This is a genomic window from Pseudorhodoplanes sp. (assembly GCF_059499825.1).
In genome coordinates this window covers 24,419-39,397 of sequence record NZ_JCABZI010000004.1, presented here as the reverse complement: position 1 = coordinate 39,397, position 14,979 = coordinate 24,419, and the positions used below count along the sequence as shown (strand labels likewise).

Annotated in this window: 13 protein-coding genes; 5 read left to right on the top strand and 8 right to left on the bottom strand. The window is 65.0% G+C overall.

From position 1 onward, the window contains the following. Positions 1–22 precede the first annotated feature (22 nt). Positions 23–718 (top strand): transcriptional repressor LexA, encoded by a 696-nt coding sequence (gene lexA / locus AC5I5I_RS06810; protein ID WP_495971234.1) that lies wholly within the window; start codon positions 23–25, stop codon positions 716–718. Here the strand turns inward: lexA and AC5I5I_RS06805 are convergent. Both AC5I5I_RS06805 and AC5I5I_RS06800 read right to left on the bottom strand, forming a co-directional pair. Next, a complete protein-coding gene (locus AC5I5I_RS06805) occupies positions 701–3,013 on the bottom strand; it encodes a ComEC/Rec2 family competence protein (RefSeq protein WP_495971232.1) in 2,313 nt (770 codons plus the stop codon). The genes lexA and AC5I5I_RS06805 overlap by 18 nt on opposite strands. Before the next feature lie 67 nt (positions 3,014–3,080). Beyond that, positions 3,081–4,763, bottom strand: coding sequence for a glutamine--tRNA ligase/YqeY domain fusion protein (locus AC5I5I_RS06800; RefSeq protein ID WP_495971230.1), 1,683 nt, complete (start codon positions 4,761–4,763; stop codon positions 3,081–3,083). A gap of 185 nt (positions 4,764–4,948) precedes the next feature. On the opposite strand from AC5I5I_RS06800, the gene gltX reads away from it, so the two are divergent. The 4 genes from gltX (at position 4,949) to AC5I5I_RS06780 (ending at position 9,367) form a co-directional block, all read left to right on the top strand. Further along, positions 4,949–6,385, top strand: coding sequence for a glutamate--tRNA ligase (gltX, locus tag AC5I5I_RS06795; protein WP_495971228.1), 1,437 nt, complete (start codon positions 4,949–4,951; stop codon positions 6,383–6,385). A 209-nt stretch (positions 6,386–6,594) separates the two neighbouring features. Further along, positions 6,595–7,905: a citrate synthase gene (gltA, locus tag AC5I5I_RS06790; protein ID WP_495971226.1), complete on the top strand. Its 1,311-nt coding sequence runs from the start codon at positions 6,595–6,597 to the stop codon at positions 7,903–7,905. A 136-nt stretch (positions 7,906–8,041) separates the two neighbouring features. Next, the gene (locus tag AC5I5I_RS06785; RefSeq protein WP_495971224.1) at positions 8,042–8,332 is read left to right on the top strand and encodes a GlsB/YeaQ/YmgE family stress response membrane protein; all 291 of its coding nucleotides are present in this window, start codon (positions 8,042–8,044) and stop codon (positions 8,330–8,332) included. Positions 8,333–8,959: 627 nt separating this feature from the next. After that, positions 8,960–9,367, top strand: a complete 408-nt coding sequence (locus AC5I5I_RS06780; protein WP_495971222.1) for a hypothetical protein — start codon at positions 8,960–8,962, stop codon at positions 9,365–9,367. Positions 9,368–9,393: 26 nt separating this feature from the next. Here AC5I5I_RS06780 and AC5I5I_RS06775 read toward each other — a convergent pair whose 3' ends face one another. The 6 genes from AC5I5I_RS06775 to lpxD form a co-directional block, all read right to left on the bottom strand. Next, positions 9,394–10,446 carry a beta-ketoacyl-ACP synthase III gene (locus AC5I5I_RS06775; protein ID WP_495971219.1) on the bottom strand — a complete coding sequence of 351 codons (1,053 nt, stop codon included), beginning with the start codon at positions 10,444–10,446 and terminating at the stop codon, positions 9,394–9,396. Positions 10,447–10,532: 86 nt separating this feature from the next. Next, positions 10,533–11,693, bottom strand: coding sequence for a lipid-A-disaccharide synthase (lpxB, locus tag AC5I5I_RS06770; protein ID WP_495971216.1), 1,161 nt, complete (start codon positions 11,691–11,693; stop codon positions 10,533–10,535). Next, positions 11,690–12,574, bottom strand: a complete 885-nt coding sequence (locus tag AC5I5I_RS06765; protein ID WP_495971214.1) for an LpxI family protein — start codon at positions 12,572–12,574, stop codon at positions 11,690–11,692. Before AC5I5I_RS06765 ends, lpxB begins: the two co-directional genes overlap by 4 nt. Further along, positions 12,571–13,413 carry an acyl-ACP--UDP-N-acetylglucosamine O-acyltransferase gene (lpxA, locus tag AC5I5I_RS06760; protein ID WP_495971212.1) on the bottom strand — a complete coding sequence of 281 codons (843 nt, stop codon included), beginning with the start codon at positions 13,411–13,413 and terminating at the stop codon, positions 12,571–12,573. The genes AC5I5I_RS06765 and lpxA overlap by 4 nt, the downstream gene beginning before the upstream one ends. Then, positions 13,406–13,867 carry a 3-hydroxyacyl-ACP dehydratase FabZ gene (gene fabZ / locus AC5I5I_RS06755; RefSeq protein WP_495971210.1) on the bottom strand — a complete coding sequence of 154 codons (462 nt, stop codon included), beginning with the start codon at positions 13,865–13,867 and terminating at the stop codon, positions 13,406–13,408. The genes lpxA and fabZ overlap by 8 nt, the downstream gene beginning before the upstream one ends. A gap of 46 nt (positions 13,868–13,913) precedes the next feature. Further along, entirely contained in the window at positions 13,914–14,975 is a 1,062-nt protein-coding gene (gene lpxD / locus AC5I5I_RS06750; protein WP_495971208.1) for a UDP-3-O-(3-hydroxymyristoyl)glucosamine N-acyltransferase, read from the bottom strand. Positions 14,976–14,979 lie beyond the last annotated feature (4 nt).

Here is a 14,979-nt window from a genome sequence, read left to right as displayed (position 1 = left end):
ACGCTGTCCGGGAGACACCTGAATGCTGACCCGCAAGCAGTTCGAGCTTCTGCGATTCATAAACGAGCGTCTGAAGGAAGCCGGCGTTCCGCCGTCCTTCGACGAGATGAAGGACGCCCTCGACCTGCGGTCCAAATCCGGCATCCACCGGCTGATCACGGCGCTGGAGGAGCGCGGTTTCATCCGGCGCCTGCCGAACCGCGCGCGCGCGATCGAGGTGATCAAGCTGCCGGATTCGGTCAACCAGGGCAGCACGCCCCGCCGTGGTTTCACCCCGAGCGTGATCGAGGGCAATCTCGGCCGGGTGCGAACCGCGTCGGAAGACGATGGCGGCCGCCCCGTCGCGGTGCCGATGATGGGCCGAATCGCGGCGGGCACGCCGATCGAGGCGATCCAGACCAAAAGCCACACCATCAATGTGCCGCCGGACCTGCTCACCTCGGGCGATCACTTCGCGCTCGAAGTGCGCGGCGATTCGATGGTCGATGCCGGCATTCTCGACGGCGATACGGTGCTGATCCGCAAGTCCGAGGCCGCCGATACCGGCGACATCGTCGTGGCCCTGATCGACGATGAGGAAGCGACCCTCAAACGGTTTCGCAGGCGCGGCGCTTCCATCGCACTTGAACCGGCTAACACGTCGTATGAAGTCCGTATCCTGCCGCCGACCCGCGTCCGGATTCAGGGCAAACTGGTGGGACTATTCCGGCGTTACTGACGGACCGTCGTCGGCTTCCAGATCGGCCGGCCGCGGTGTCGCGTCGCGCGGCGGGGCCGGGCGTGCGGGGATCGTAGCCACTGCCGCAGGAGCGCGGGCCCAAGGCCGGTCGTAGGTTGGCGGCCGCGTGCTCTCCTGCACGAACATGCCGCCATCCCAGCGGGCCGCGGCCGCACCATGAGCGCGCGCGCGAGTGCGGTCGATCAGCAACGCGGCGCAAACCGGCGGAGCGTTGCGCGCGGTCACGACAAAAACCGCCGAAGTGCAATCCTCCATCAGCGCCTCCGCGCTGAGCGACAGCGCGACGGCGCGGCCGTCGGCCAGCCGTGCAACGCATCCCGCCAGGTCGCAGCGAATGCCCTCCGCCAGCGACTCGTCCTTGTCGGTTCTGGCATCGCCATCGGCGGCAAGCCACTCACGCAGGACGAATCCGTCGCGGCGGCTGGCCATGACCCGCAAGACTCCGCCGGCATCGCGGACCGCCACCATGCTTGCGTCGGCCGACACAAGGATGTCCGGTCGCGGTGCCCTCCAGGCAAACACGATACAAAGCGCGACCATCGCCGCGCCGGTCCACCGCAGCGGCGATCGCAACAGGCACATCACCACCAGCCCGGCAGCGCCGATCAGCAGGGTGCCAACGCCGAAAGCCGGGATCCGTCCGACGGCGCCGGGCAGACTGGCAACCCAGGTTGCGACAACGATCATCCACTCGATGCCCTCGCCCATCAGCCACCAGAATGGCCGGTCGAAGCCGAACGGCAGTGCGATCAGGCCGAGAATGCCAGCCGGCATCACCCAGATCGACACCGCCGGCATCGCGAAGAGATTTGCCAGCACGCCATAAGGCGCCAGTCTGTGAAAGTGATAGGCGGCGAACAGTGTCGTCGCAGACCCCGCGACAAGCGACGCAATGACGAGCGCCGCGATCTCCCGTCCGCCCCATAACGCCATCCGGGCCGCAAAGGGCGTGCCCGGCTCGGCCGACATGATTGGCAGTCCGCGCTCGTACACCGCGATCAGCGCGAGCGTGGCCGCAAACGACATCTGGAAACTCGGATGGACAATTGCCTCCGGCGAGATCGCGAGCAGCACCAAGGCGGCGACGCAGATCGTACGAAGCGTCAGGGCCGGCCGGTCGAAGATCACGCCGATCAACACGATTGCCGTCATGATGAAGGCGCGCTGGGTCGCGACTTCGGCACCGGACAGCAGCAGATAGAATGCCGCCATGCACAGAGCCGCCAGCGCCGCCCATTTCTTGATTGGGTAACGGCTGGCAATCGAAGGGAAGAACGCGAGGCCGGCGCGGAACGTGAAGAAGGCGATGCCGGCAACCACGGCCATGTGATAGCCGGAGATCGACAGCACATGCGCGAGGCTCGAGACGTACATGGCCTCGTTGACCGACGACGATATCGCATCGCGTTTTCCGGTGATCAGCGCCGAGGCGATCGCGCCGTTGTCGCCCGGAATGACCGCGCGGATGCGCGCGTCGATCGCATCCCTAAGCGACCCGATGGCAGCGGCATAGCGCAGCCGCATTCCGGGCGGTTCGGGCGGCGTCACCTGTTTGATCGCGCCGAGCACGAAACCCGTCGCGCCGAGCCGCTGGAAATAGTAATCGCGCGCGAAGTCGTAGCCGCCCGGCCGCAGCGGCGAGAGCGGAGGATTGAGTCTTGCGCGCAATTCGACGAAGGAGGCCACCGGCGGCGCCATGCCCTTGCGCACAGACACGCGAACGCGTTCCAGCTTGATGTCGGGGCGCGCACCGCTCATGGCATGGACGGCAATCACGATACGATCGCTTCGCTCGCGTTCCTCTCTGGATTCGACAAAGCCCGACAGCGTCACATTGAATGCGGGCGCCGCGAGGATCGGATGGGCGATGCGAGCGGTCTTCCAGGCTGCGAGCGTGAAGCCGAATGCGATCGCGGCGGCAGCCACAGCGACCGGAAACGCGATCGGTCGGGCGCGGGCCGCGATGCATAGAAGTATCGCCGCGGCCGTGAGTGCGATGCCGGCCCACAGAAACGGCTCGCGATCCGCGGCGAAATAGAGGACGACGCCGAAGCCGAAGGCGATGGGCAGCCAGGGAATGAGGCGTCCCGGCGCGGTGTCATGGGCGATCCAGCTGCCCATGCGCGCGCCGGCGCCCTGCAACAAAGGGGACAGGGCATCGGGCCAGCCGGACGATCCATCGCGGGTGCGTCCTCCAAGCGGCCACGTGCCGGCCCGCGCGCCCTTGCGCGCCTCCGCCCGCTCGCGACCTTTCGGATCGCTCTCGCCAGCCATGAGCCCCCGCCCCCGGCACTCGACCGGGGGTTGAGGCTACATCAGCCGGCGTCCTTTGCGAAAGCGATCAACTAACCGCCGAAACCTTGGCCCAGGTGTCCCGCAGCCCGATGGTCCGGCTGAAGACCGGGCGGCCGGACGTGGAGTCGCGGTCGCGCACGAAATAACCCTGCCGCTCGAACTGCGCCGGCTCGCCGGTCTGATCCGCGATCGCCGCCGGCTCGACCTTTGCGTCAGCCAGAATCTCCAGCGAGTTGGGATTCAGTTCGCCGGCAAAGTTGGCGGCATCCGGCGCGGGGTTGGTGAAAAGCGGATTGTAGAGCCGGATTTCGGCCGAGACCGCATCCTGTGCCGAGACCCAGTGGATGGTCGCCTTGACCTTGCGGCCGTCCGGGGCGTTGCCGCCCTTGGTTTCCGGATCGTAGGTGCAGCGCAGCTCGACGATGTTGCCGGCCGCATCCTTCACCACCTCGCGGCAGGTGACGAAATAGGCGTAGCGCAATCGCACTTCCTTGCCGGGAGATAGCCGGAAGAACTTCTTCGGCGGGTCCTCCATGAAATCGTCCTGCTCGATATAGATCTCGCGGCCGAAGCGGATCTTGCGGGTGCCGGCGTTGTCATCGTCGGGATGGTTCACGGCATCGAGTTCTTCGCTCTGCCCCTCGGGGTAATTCTCGATCACAACCTTGAGCGGCCGCAACACCGCCATGCGCCGAAGCGCAGTCTTGTTCAGCGCCTCGCGGATCGAGAAATCGAGCATCGCAATGTCGACCACGCTGTTGGCCTTGGCGACGCCGATGCGCTTGACGAAATCGCGCAAGGCTGCGGGCGGTACGCCGCGCCGGCGCAATCCCGCAAGCGTGGGCATCCGCGGATCGTCCCAGCCGGACACGTGGTTGTCCTGCACGAGCCGGTTCAGCACTCGCTTGGACAAGACGGTGTAACTCAGGTTGAGCCGTGCGAACTCGTACTGGCGCGGCCGCGACGGCACCGGCAGGTTCTCGATGCACCAGTCATAGAGCGGCCGGTGATCCTCGAATTCGAGCGTGCAGATCGAATGCGTGACATGCTCGATCGCATCCGACTGACCATGCGCATAATCGTAGCTCGGATAGATCTTCCAGGCGTCGCCGGTGCGCGGATGATGCGCATGCAGGATCCGGTAGAGCACCGGATCGCGCAGATTGATGTTGCCGGAGGCCATGTCGATCTTCGCCCGCAGCACGCGCGCACCGTTTGGGAATTCGCCGGCCCGCATGCGCCGGAACAGGTCGAGATTCTCCTCCACCGAGCGGTCGCGGAACGGCGAGTTCTTGCCCGGCTCGGTCAGGGTGCCGCGGGTCGCCCGCATTTCGTCAGGCGACTGGTCGTCGACATAGGCCTTGCCCTCCCTGATCAGGAGTTCGGCCCATTCGTAGAGCTGCTCGAAATTGTCCGACGCGTAAAAAAGGTGCGGCCCCCAGTCATAGCCAAGCCAGCGCACGTCCTCCTTGATGGCATCGATATATTCCTGCTCCTCCTTGACCGGATTGGTGTCGTCGAAACGCAGGTGGCAGCGCCCGCCGAATTCCTGCGCGATGCCGAAATTCAGGCCGATCGATTTGGCGTGGCCGATATGCAGGTAGCCGTTCGGCTCCGGCGGAAACCGGGTCACGACGCTTTTGTGCCGTCCCGAATCGAGATCGGCCTGCACGATGTCGCGGATGAAATCGCGCCCCGCTTCCAAAGTCGACGTGTCGTCTGCGGCCATTTTGCCTCTCTCGCCGGCGATACCGGTTCGCCGGCGCCTGTCTGCCAAATTCGTGTGTTTGAGCCAAGCTGCGGAAGTTTCAGGTAACCCTGCCCCGTCCTTGCCGCAATAAGCCGCCAAGCGCTGTTTCCGAATGTTCGCGCACCATGATAGATGGGCCGAACCGAAACCGATACGCCCCCCGGATGACCGTCGTTACCCGCTTCGCACCCTCCCCGACCGGCTTTCTGCATATTGGCGGCGCCCGCACGGCGCTGTTCAACTGGCTGTATGCGCATGGCCAGGGCGGCAAGATGCTGCTGCGAATCGAGGATACCGACCGCGAGCGCTCCACCGATGCCGCGATCGATGCGATCCTCGACGGGCTGACCTGGCTCGGCATCACCTGGGACGGCGACGCGGTTCACCAGTTCGCCCGCGCCGCGCGTCACCGCGAGGTCGCCGAACAATTGCTGGCGTCCGGCAAGGCCTATCGCTGCTATGCGACCCCCGAGGAGCTCACGCAGATGCGGGAAGCGGCCCGCGCCGCCGGCCGGGCGCGGCTTTATGACGGGCGCTGGCGCGACCGCGATCCGTCCGAAGCGCCCCCCGGCGCGAAACCGGTGATCCGGCTGAAGGCGCCGCTGACCGGCGAGACCGTGATCGAGGATCAGGTCCAGGGCCGTGTGGTCTGGCAGAACCAGGATCTCGACGATCTCGTGCTGCTGCGCTCCGACGGCAATCCGACCTACATGCTCGCGGTCGTGGTCGACGATCACGACATGGGGGTCACCCACATCATCCGCGGCGACGATCACCTGACCAATGCCGCGCGCCAGAAGCAGATCTATGAAGCGCTCGACTGGCCGGTGCCGGTCATGGCGCATATCCCGCTGATCCATGGACCGGACGGATCGAAACTCTCCAAACGCCACGGCGCGCTCGGCGTCGATGCCTATCGGGCGCTGGGCTATCTGCCGGAGGCGCTGCGCAACTATCTGGTCCGGCTCGGCTGGAGCCATGGCGACCAGGAGATTTTCTCGACCCGCGAGATGATCGAATTGTTCGACCTCCCGCAGATCGGCCGTTCGGCGGCGCGTTTCGATTTCGTCAAGCTGGAAAGCCTGAACGGTCACTACATGCGGTCGATGTCGGACACCGCGCTGCTGGATGCGTTCGAGCAGGCGCTGCCCTATCTCGCCGGCGGGCCGGAGCTGAAGGCGAAGCTCGACGAGGCGATGCGCGACAAGCTGCTGAAAGCAATGCCGGGTCTGAAGGAACGGGCGAAGACGCTGGTCGAACTGCTCGACCATTCCCGCTTCATCTGGTCCGATCCGCCCTTGCCGATGGAGGACAAGGCCCGGGCGCTGCTGACCGCCGAAGCGCGCGACCTTTTGCGCGGCCTGCTTCCGCATTTCGAGGCGCTGCCCGACTGGTCGGCGCAAAGCACCGAAGCCGCGGTCCGCGCTTATGCCGACTCCGCGAATGTGAAACTCGGCTCGGTCGCGCAGCCGTTGCGCGCCGCTCTGACCGGCCGCGTGACCTCTCCCGGAATTTTCGACGTGCTGACGGTGCTGGGAAAGACCGACAGCCTTGCGCGAATTCGCGAGCAGGCCCTGAAAACCGGCACCGTGGCCGCCTGATCCCGCGTGACGCGGCGGTTTTTTTGCCGCGCGGTAACCGCATCGTGGTTCCTTGCCCGCGCCGACTTTGGCCCATCTTGCGGTGCGGAATGGGATGGGATAGGCCAAAAGCACTGAACCAATTCCCCGGATGCTGGGCTTGAGAGCCGGTCGGAATTCGACCGGCCGATCGCGGTCAGAATATCCGGGCTGCTCGCAAGGGGATGCCGATGGACGCAAAAACGGCAAGCGCCAAGACTGGCAAAGTCACGGTCGGCGACGACAGCCATGATTTTCCGGTCAAGACCGGAACCATCGGGCCCGAGGTTCTCGATATCTCGAAGCTGTATGCCGCGACCGGCATGTTCACCTACGATCCGGGCTTCACCTCGACCGCGAGCTGCGAATCCAAGATCACCTATATCGACGGCGATGAGGGCATCCTGCTCTATCGCGGTTATCCGATCGAACAACTCGCCGAGCACGGCGACTTCCTCGAGACCTGCTACCTGCTGCTGTTCGGAGAATTGCCGACCGCGGCCCAGAAGGCGGACTTCGTCAAGCGCGTCACCAACCACACCATGGTGCACGAGCAGATGAGCCGGTTCTTCCAGGGCTTCCGCCGCGACGCACATCCGATGGCGGTTATGGTCGGCTCGGTCGGCGCCTTGTCGGCTTTCTATCACGACTCCACCGACATCTCCGATCCGTATCAGCGTCTGGTCGCCTCGATCCGCATGATCGCCAAGCTGCCGACGCTGGCGGCGATGGCCTACAAATACACGATCGGCCAGCCGTTCGTGTATCCGACCAATGCGCTCGATTATTCGTCGAACTTCCTGAAGATGTGCTTCGCGGTGCCGACCGAGGATTACAAGCCGAACCCGGTGATGGCGCGCGCGATGGATCGCATCTTCATCCTGCATGCCGACCACGAGCAGAATGCCTCGACCTCGACGGTCCGCCTTGCCGGCTCCTCGGGCGCCAATCCGTTCGCCTGTATCGCTGCCGGCGTCGCGTGCCTCTGGGGTCCCGCGCATGGCGGCGCCAACGAAGCCGCGCTGAAAATGCTGGAAGAGATCGGCTCGGTCGATCGCATTCCGGAATACGTCAAGCGCGCCAAGGACAAGAACGACTCGTTCCGTCTGATGGGCTTCGGCCACCGGGTCTACAAGAACTACGATCCGCGCGCCAAGATCATGCAGAAGACCTGTCACGAAGTGCTGTCCGAGGTCGGCCATCAGGACGACCCGCTGCTGCAGGTGGCGATGGAGCTCGAGCGCGTCGCGCTGCACGACGACTATTTCATCGAGAAGAAGCTGTATCCGAATATCGATTTCTATTCGGGCATCACGCTGCGTGCGATGGGCTTCCCGACCTCGATGTTCACCGTGCTCTTTGCCGTTGCGCGAACGGTTGGCTGGATCGCGCAGTGGAAGGAAATGATCGAGGATCCGCAGCAGAAGATCGGCCGGCCGCGCCAGCTCTATACCGGCCCGACCCGCCGCGATTACGTGCCGATCTCGACCCGCAAGGCCTGAGGATCGACGCGCAGGACGCCGAGTTAGTCCCAGATTTTTTGAAAGGCCGGCTCTCGCAGCCGGCCTTTTGATTTCAGGGGTGTGGGATTGGGTGTAGATTCGCGTTTGCCTGACGCAGCGGGCGCGGAGACGAACCATGATGCCGACACTCTCGCAACTGATCGTCTGGGTTGCCGTAGGCCTGATCGGCGGCACCCTCGCCGGCTACGCCATCACCTGGCACAAGGCCGGCTTCGGCGTCTGGCGCAATGCCGCACTCGGCCTTGTCGGCGCGCTCCTTGGCGGCTTCCTGTTCAGGCTGTTCGGGCTGTTTCCGAATCTCGACCGGATTTCGATCTCGCTGCGCGATGTTGTAGCGGCCTTCGTCGGCTCGCTGATCGTCCTGCTGGCGCTGTGGGCGTGGGACAAGTTCGGGAAGACCGCGTAGGCCGGACGTCACATAAGCCGGCTCAGTCCGACCGTCAGTGCGCGGACGATCGAAGACCCGCCGTGCTCGCGAGTGCATTCTGATTTGATCGGCACTTTGAGCCCTCCCGTTGGATTCGCTCGCTCAGGGCCAGCGCCCCGGAATGACGCTCCTCCACCACCCCTTGACAATATTCCTATAGGATAATATACCTTCTCCCGTCCGGCTCGCGAGGGGCGTCTTCCGGAGACGTTCGGCGGATGGAGCAGGACGCGGCGCCCTGCGGGCTGGCTCTAACGTGGAGCCTGTTCTCGGGTGGCCCCGGGACCCCGCCCTGCCGGCACTAGGACCGGCGTGCGAGGAGCTCGCTAGTGGCGTCGGGTTTGTCCCGGCGCTGGAAGCGCGGCCCGGGGTTGGCGGCGGCTTTCGGGCCCCGTCAGAACGCCGCTGGTGGAGCGCCGCAAGGCGAGCGCGCTGCGATAACGCGCGCGCCGCACCCGTCGCGGTGCGGACATCGGCTGGTGCGCCTCGCGGCGTTCCACCTCCCCTCACGATGCGAGGGGATTTCAGCGCAGCCCCGGGGCGCGGATGCGCCGCGGGATCGCGAACGGCTGCCCTTTCCAATCATCGATCTCATCGGAGGCCACCATGAGCAGGCCCGGCAAGCGCCGTCCCCAAACCGCACAGCGGAAAAGCCACTCCGACAGCGAGGCGCAGGACCTGCGTCCGCTCTGCCGGGCGCTGCAGTTCTGGCGCGTCTGCGGCAAGCCGCCCTGCCGGCGCGCCCTCGATTGCAAAGGCGATGCGCAGGCATGCTTCCGGCATTTCTGGTGGCAACTGCCTGAGGAAGCCCGGGTCTGGGTTCGCGCCGCCATCACGGCCAGCGCCGGCGGACTGACAAACAAAGCAGCGGGCCTGGCGGCCGACGCCGAAGTGGCGCGCTGGCAAGAATTGCAGCGGCGCTATGCGCCGAAAGCCGCTCCTGACGCTGCGCCGGTGACGGCCAATCCTCACGACACAACGAGCGCGCCGCAGCCGCGGATCAGATCGCTGTGAAAACGCTGCGCCGGATCGACATCCGCTCAGGCCGCGTGGGCACCTTGGCCATTGGTCTGCTTAACGCGCTCGGCGCCGTCATAGGCCCAGGTCACGTAGGACGCGCCCCAGGTAAAGCCGCCGCCGAATGCCGCCAGGATCAGGCGGTCGCCGGTCTTGAGCTGGCTCTCGTAATCCCAGAGGCAGAGCGGGATCGTCGCGGCTGTGGTGTTGCCGTATTTCTGGATCGTCATCATGACCCGCTCCATCGGCAGGCCCATCCGCTCGGCGGTCGATTCGATGATGCGCCGGTTGGCCTGATGCGGCACCAGCCACTGGATCATGTCGCCGCGCAGGTTGTTGCGGCTCATGATTTCGCCGGCCACCTCCGCCATCTTGGCGATGGCGAATTTGTAGACCGCCGCCCCCTCCTGATGGACGTAATGCATGCGCTTCGCCACCGTCTCGGCGCTGGGCGGCAATCGGCTGCCGCCGGCCTTCTGGTGCAGGTGGATCATGCCCGATCCGTCCGAGCGGATCAGGGTGTCGAGGATGCCTTCGCCATTCGGGCTGGGTTCGATCAGCACCGCGCCGGCGCCATCGCCGAAAAGCACGCAGGTGGCGCGATCGGTGTAATCGATGATGGTCGACATCTTGTCGGCGCCGACGACCACAACCTTCTTGCACTGGCCGTTGGCAACGAATTGCGAGGCAATGGTGATGGCGTAGATGAAGCCCGAACACGCCGCCTGCACGTCGAACGATCCGACCGGGCCGAGGCCCACCATGTCGGCGATCAGGTTGGCGGTCGACGGAAACACCATGTCCGGCGTCGTGGTCGCGCAGATCAACAGGTCGATGTCGGAGGGCTTGTTGCCGGTGCGCGCGAGCAGGCCTTTCACCGCTTCGGCGCCCATATGGGAGGTGCCCAGCCCCTCACCTTTCAGGATACGGCGCTCGCGGATGCCGGTGCGCTCGGTGATCCAGGCATCGGAGGTATCGACCAGCCGAGCAAGCTCGGCATTGGTCAGCACGTAATCCGGCAGATGTCCGCAAACGCCTGTTATCGCTGGGGTTTTTAAGTTGTGACCATTAAGCATGGGCGCTCGCGCCGGATCTGGCAATGTGACAAGACGATGCAAATTAGGCGGTTACGGGGCCGGATGCCAGCGTTTCGGGCCGGGGCTCAGCCGGCCGGACTTGATTTCCGGGCCACGTTTTCGACGATCTCGGCCGCGCGCCGCGCGGGCTGGGCCGTGCCGATCTGCATGATCTCATCGAGGCGGGCAAAGGCCTCGGTCTGCCTGCGGCGCTCGGGGCTGTCGGACAGGAGCGGCGCCAGCGCGGCCGAGAGCTTCTCCGGCGTGCAATCGGTCTGGATGAATTCGGGCACGACATTCTCGCCGAGCACCAGGTTGGTCAGGATCACGGACGGGACCCGGATCAGCCTGCGTGCGATCGCCGCCTCCCAGGACGCGACCTTGTATGCGGTGATCATCGGCACGCCGGACACCCCGAGTTCGAGCGTGACCGTCCCGGATTTGGCAAGCGCCGCCCGCGCCTCCCGGAAGGCGGCGCGGCGGTCCTCGCGCTTCACCACGATCTTCGGCCGCAGCGGCCAGCGCGCGGTCTCGCGCACCACCAGATCCTGCAGATGCGGTGTGGTGGGAATGACGATGTCGAGCGGCCAGACGGTTTTGGCGATGCGTTCGATGGTGCGGCCGAACGGCTCGATCAGGCGCCGGATCTCGGCCTTGCGGCTGCCGGGCAGCACCAGCAGCGTCGGCGTGCCGTTCATGCGCCGCGCCGCCTCCTCCGCATTGGGGCGCAATTCGTGAACCTGCTCGACCAGCGGATGGCCGACATAGGTGCAAGGCGGGCCGCCCAGCGTCCTGTGAACCTCGGGTTCGAACGGCAACAGCGCCAGTACATGATCGATATAGCGGCTCATCGCCTTCGCCCGCCCCGGCCGCCAGGCCCAGACCGATGGCGAGACATAATTCACGATCGGGATCGCGCGGTTCTTCTTGCGGACGCGGCGCGCGACCCGATGGGTGAAATCCGGCGAGTCGATGATGACCATCACGTCGGGTTTTTCATCGAGCGCAGCGCGCGATGTCTGGCGGATGCGCGACAGGATCATCGGCAAGGCCTGGGTGATGCCGGCCAGTCCAACGATGGCGAGATCGTCGATGCGAAACAGCGACGGCAATCCTTCCGCCGCCATTTCATAGCCACCGACGCCGCGGAATTGAACGTTGTCGCCGAGTCTCGCCTTCAGCGACTGCATCAGCGCCGCGCCGAGGCGGTCGCCGGATTCTTCGGTCGCAACCAGAAAGACCTTCATGCGCCATCGCCGTGCGGTTCGGGAAGACCGAGCACGAATACATTGGCACGATCGGCCTTCTCCACCACAATTTGCGGCTCGGCGACAATCGCGCCGCCGGCAATGACGGCGAGGCCCGCAAGGCCGGCTTCGGCAACACCGTCCACCGTCCGCGGCCCAATCGACGGCAGATCGAACCGCCGGTCCTGGCCGGGCTTGGGTGCCTTGACCAAAACGCCGGTCCCGGGCGGTGCGCGGAACCGCTTGCTACGACGCAGATCGGCGACGCGCGCCAGCATCAGGTCAGTCCCCTCCGCGGCTTCGACCGCGATCACATGCCGGTTCGCGACCACCACGCCCTGCCCGATATCGAGCGGTCCCATCACCCTCAGCACGTCGAGGCCGTATCGGATGTCGTCGAGGTCGCCGGGCTTCGGTCCAGCCTGTCCGAGGGCACCCTCCTGCACCAGGATCTCCGGCGCGACTTCGTGCGCACCGAGCAGCCTGAAGCCGTGGCCTTCGAGCATCCCCGCCATCCCGGTGAGCAGATGATTGTCGCCCCCGTAAAAATGGCGGATCGCAGAGGGCAGGACGCGCAGGGTCGCGAGGTCGAAATTGATCAGCTGCCGCAAACTCGGCCGCACCAGCGTGCCGATGAAGATGACGTCGCGGCAGCCTTCGCGCCGCGCCAGCCGCAGGAAACGACCGAGCTGGGTCACATGCGCCCAGTGATGCGGATAGCTCTTCACACGCTCGGGATCGGCCCAGCCTTTCAGGGCGAACAGAACGGCGCCGCGGCCATTCTTGACCAACGCGTCGGCGACCGTGAACGGAAAGGTACCGCCGCCGCAAATGATGGCGACCGGACCCGCGTCCGCTGGCAGGTCGTCCGGACCGGTCATGACTCCCCGGCCGGGCTTCTTTCTCCGGCCTGGCCGGTCTTGCCCGCTTTCATCAACGGCCGCGAGCCGCCGGCCTTGATGAAGGCCACGACCTTGGCGACCACCGGATCGTCGGCAAAGCCGCGTTCGACCGCCTCGACCCGCTCCTTGAAATGACCACGCACCAGAAACAAGGCGCGATAGGCCTGACGCAAGCCATGGATATCGGCACGCGAATAACCCCGCCGGCGCATGCCGACGACATTCAGCCCGTCCAGTTCGCCGCGTTGCCCGATCGCGAAGCCAAACGGGATTACGTCGGCGCCGAGTCCCGTCACGCCGGCGATCATCGCGCTCTCGCCGATCCGCACGAATTGATGCGCGGCCGAGTGGCCGCCCATGAATACGTAGTCCTCGACCACGACATGGCCGCCCAGGACGGCATTGTTGGCGAGCGTGACCTGGTTGCCGACCTTGCAGTCATGACCGACATGCGAGCCGACCATGAACGTGCATTTGTCGCCGACGCTGGTGACACCGCCATCGTCCTCGGTGCCGGTATTCATGGTGACGTTTTCGCGGATCTCACAATCGGAGCCGATGATCAGGCGGGTCGGTCCGCCGCGATACTTGACCGATTGCGGCGGCGTGCCGAGCGAGGCGAATGGATAGATGACGGTGCGATCACCGATCGTGGTGTGGCCGGACAAGGCCACGTGACTGATCAGACGCGACTGCTCGCCGAGAACGACATTCGGGCCGATCACGCAATACGGGCCGATGCTGGATCCCTTGCCGATGACGGCGCCGGGCGATATGCGCGCAGTCGGATCGATGGTGGCGTCGGGCGTTTCAAGCATTGACAATCATCGCTCCGACTTCGGCTTCGGCCACCAGTGAACCCTGCACGCGCGCTTCGGCACGGTACCACCACATCATGCGCTTATTGGCGATCTTGCTCACATGATACTCGATGGTATCGCCCGGAACGACCTGCTTGCGAAATTTCGCCTTGTCGATGGTCAGAAAGAATACGCTCTTGGTCGTGCTGCCGGCCTTGCCGGAGCAGATGCACAGCACACCGGCGGTTTGCGCCATTCCCTCGATCATCAGCACACCGGGAAAGACCGGATTCTCGGGAAAATGCCCCATGAATTGCGGTTCGTTCGCCGTCACATTCTTGATGCCGATGGCCGACTCGTCCGACCGCATGTCGATCACACGATCGATCATCAGGAACGGATAGCGATGCGGCAGCGCCTTCAAAATGCGCGCGATATCGGCCGTCTCGAGCTTGGTTGGCGTGTCGTCCATGACGTTCGATCTTCGTCGTTCAAACTTTTGGTTCAATCTTTGTCGTTTAATCTTCGGCTCTGCCTTTTTCGGCGCTGTGCTTCTTGGCGGCGCGCTCGAGCCAGGCGACCTCACGCATCCAGAGCTTCGCCGGTTTGGCAGGCACGCCGGCCCATCGGCCGCCGGGCGGAATATCAGAATTCACCCCACTCAATCCCGCAACCTGCGCTCCCTCTCCGATGCTGACGTGATTGTTGATGGTCACGCGCCCTCCGAGAGCGACAAAATCCTCGAGCGTCACGCTACCCGCGATAGCGCAATGGGCGACGATCACACAATGCCGCCCAATGCTGACATTGTGGCCAATCTGAACCAGATTGTCGATTTTCGTTCCCTCACCGATCACCGTATCCCGGATTGCGCCGCGATCGATCGCCGTCCCGGCACCGATCTCCACGTCGTCCTGGATGATGACGCGTCCAACCTGCGGGACCTTGAGATGGCCGCGTGGGCTCATGACATATCCGAAGCCATCCTGACCGATCCGGCACCCGGGATGGAGGATAACCCGGTCCCCGATCAACGCGTGGGTGACCGAGCAATGTGCGCCGATATTGCAGTCGCGGCCGATCCGCACGCCCGCCCCAATCACCGCTCCAGCGCCGACCAGCGTGCCCGTGCCGATCTCGGCTTTCGGTCCGATCACGGCTCCGGGCTCGACCGTCACGCCGTCTTCGAGCCTGGCCTTCGGATGAACCGAGGCGCCGGGCGTAATGCCATCGGCCTCGAACAGCGACGAGGGGCGCAGAGCGCCGGGAAACAGTTTGCGGGTGACCGCGACGAAGCCCCGATAGGGCTCGCGCGTCAGTAACAGCAGCAGCCCGGCAGGCGCCTGGTGCGCGAAACGCTCGGCGATGAGGCACGCGCCGGCCCGGGTATTCCTTAAGCCCTCGGCATAGCTGAGGTTCTCAAAAAACGTCAGATCGCGGGGGCCGGCCCGATCGATCGGTGCGACGTTGACGATCACCGTCTCCGCTCGGGAAGGATCGGAAAGGGTCGCTCCGGTGAGGGCTGCGATGTCCCCCGCGGTCAACGTCTCCGCGCGTTCGATGAAAATCGGTTCGGTCATCCGC

Bases quoted from the DNA above. Each gene is read 5' to 3' on its own strand.
- lexA (WP_495971234.1), top strand. From the start codon at position 23: ATGCTGACCCGCAAGCAGTTCGAGCTTCTGCGATTCATAAACGAGCGT.
- AC5I5I_RS06805 (WP_495971232.1), bottom strand. From the start codon at position 3,013: ATGGCTGGCGAGAGCGATCCGAAAGGTCGCGAGCGGGCGGAGGCGCGC.
- AC5I5I_RS06800 (WP_495971230.1), bottom strand. From the start codon at position 4,763: ATGGCCGCAGACGACACGTCGACTTTGGAAGCGGGGCGCGATTTCATC.
- gltX (WP_495971228.1), top strand. From the start codon at position 4,949: ATGACCGTCGTTACCCGCTTCGCACCCTCCCCGACCGGCTTTCTGCAT.
- gltA (WP_495971226.1), top strand. From the start codon at position 6,595: ATGGACGCAAAAACGGCAAGCGCCAAGACTGGCAAAGTCACGGTCGGC.
- AC5I5I_RS06785 (WP_495971224.1), top strand. From the start codon at position 8,042: ATGATGCCGACACTCTCGCAACTGATCGTCTGGGTTGCCGTAGGCCTG.
- AC5I5I_RS06780 (WP_495971222.1), top strand. From the start codon at position 8,960: ATGAGCAGGCCCGGCAAGCGCCGTCCCCAAACCGCACAGCGGAAAAGC.
- AC5I5I_RS06775 (WP_495971219.1), bottom strand. From the start codon at position 10,446: ATGCTTAATGGTCACAACTTAAAAACCCCAGCGATAACAGGCGTTTGC.
- lpxB (WP_495971216.1), bottom strand. From the start codon at position 11,693: ATGAAGGTCTTTCTGGTTGCGACCGAAGAATCCGGCGACCGCCTCGGC.
- AC5I5I_RS06765 (WP_495971214.1), bottom strand. From the start codon at position 12,574: ATGACCGGTCCGGACGACCTGCCAGCGGACGCGGGTCCGGTCGCCATC.
- lpxA (WP_495971212.1), bottom strand. From the start codon at position 13,413: ATGCTTGAAACGCCCGACGCCACCATCGATCCGACTGCGCGCATATCG.
- fabZ (WP_495971210.1), bottom strand. From the start codon at position 13,867: ATGGACGACACGCCAACCAAGCTCGAGACGGCCGATATCGCGCGCATT.
- lpxD (WP_495971208.1), bottom strand. From the start codon at position 14,975: ATGACCGAACCGATTTTCATCGAACGCGCGGAGACGTTGACCGCGGGG.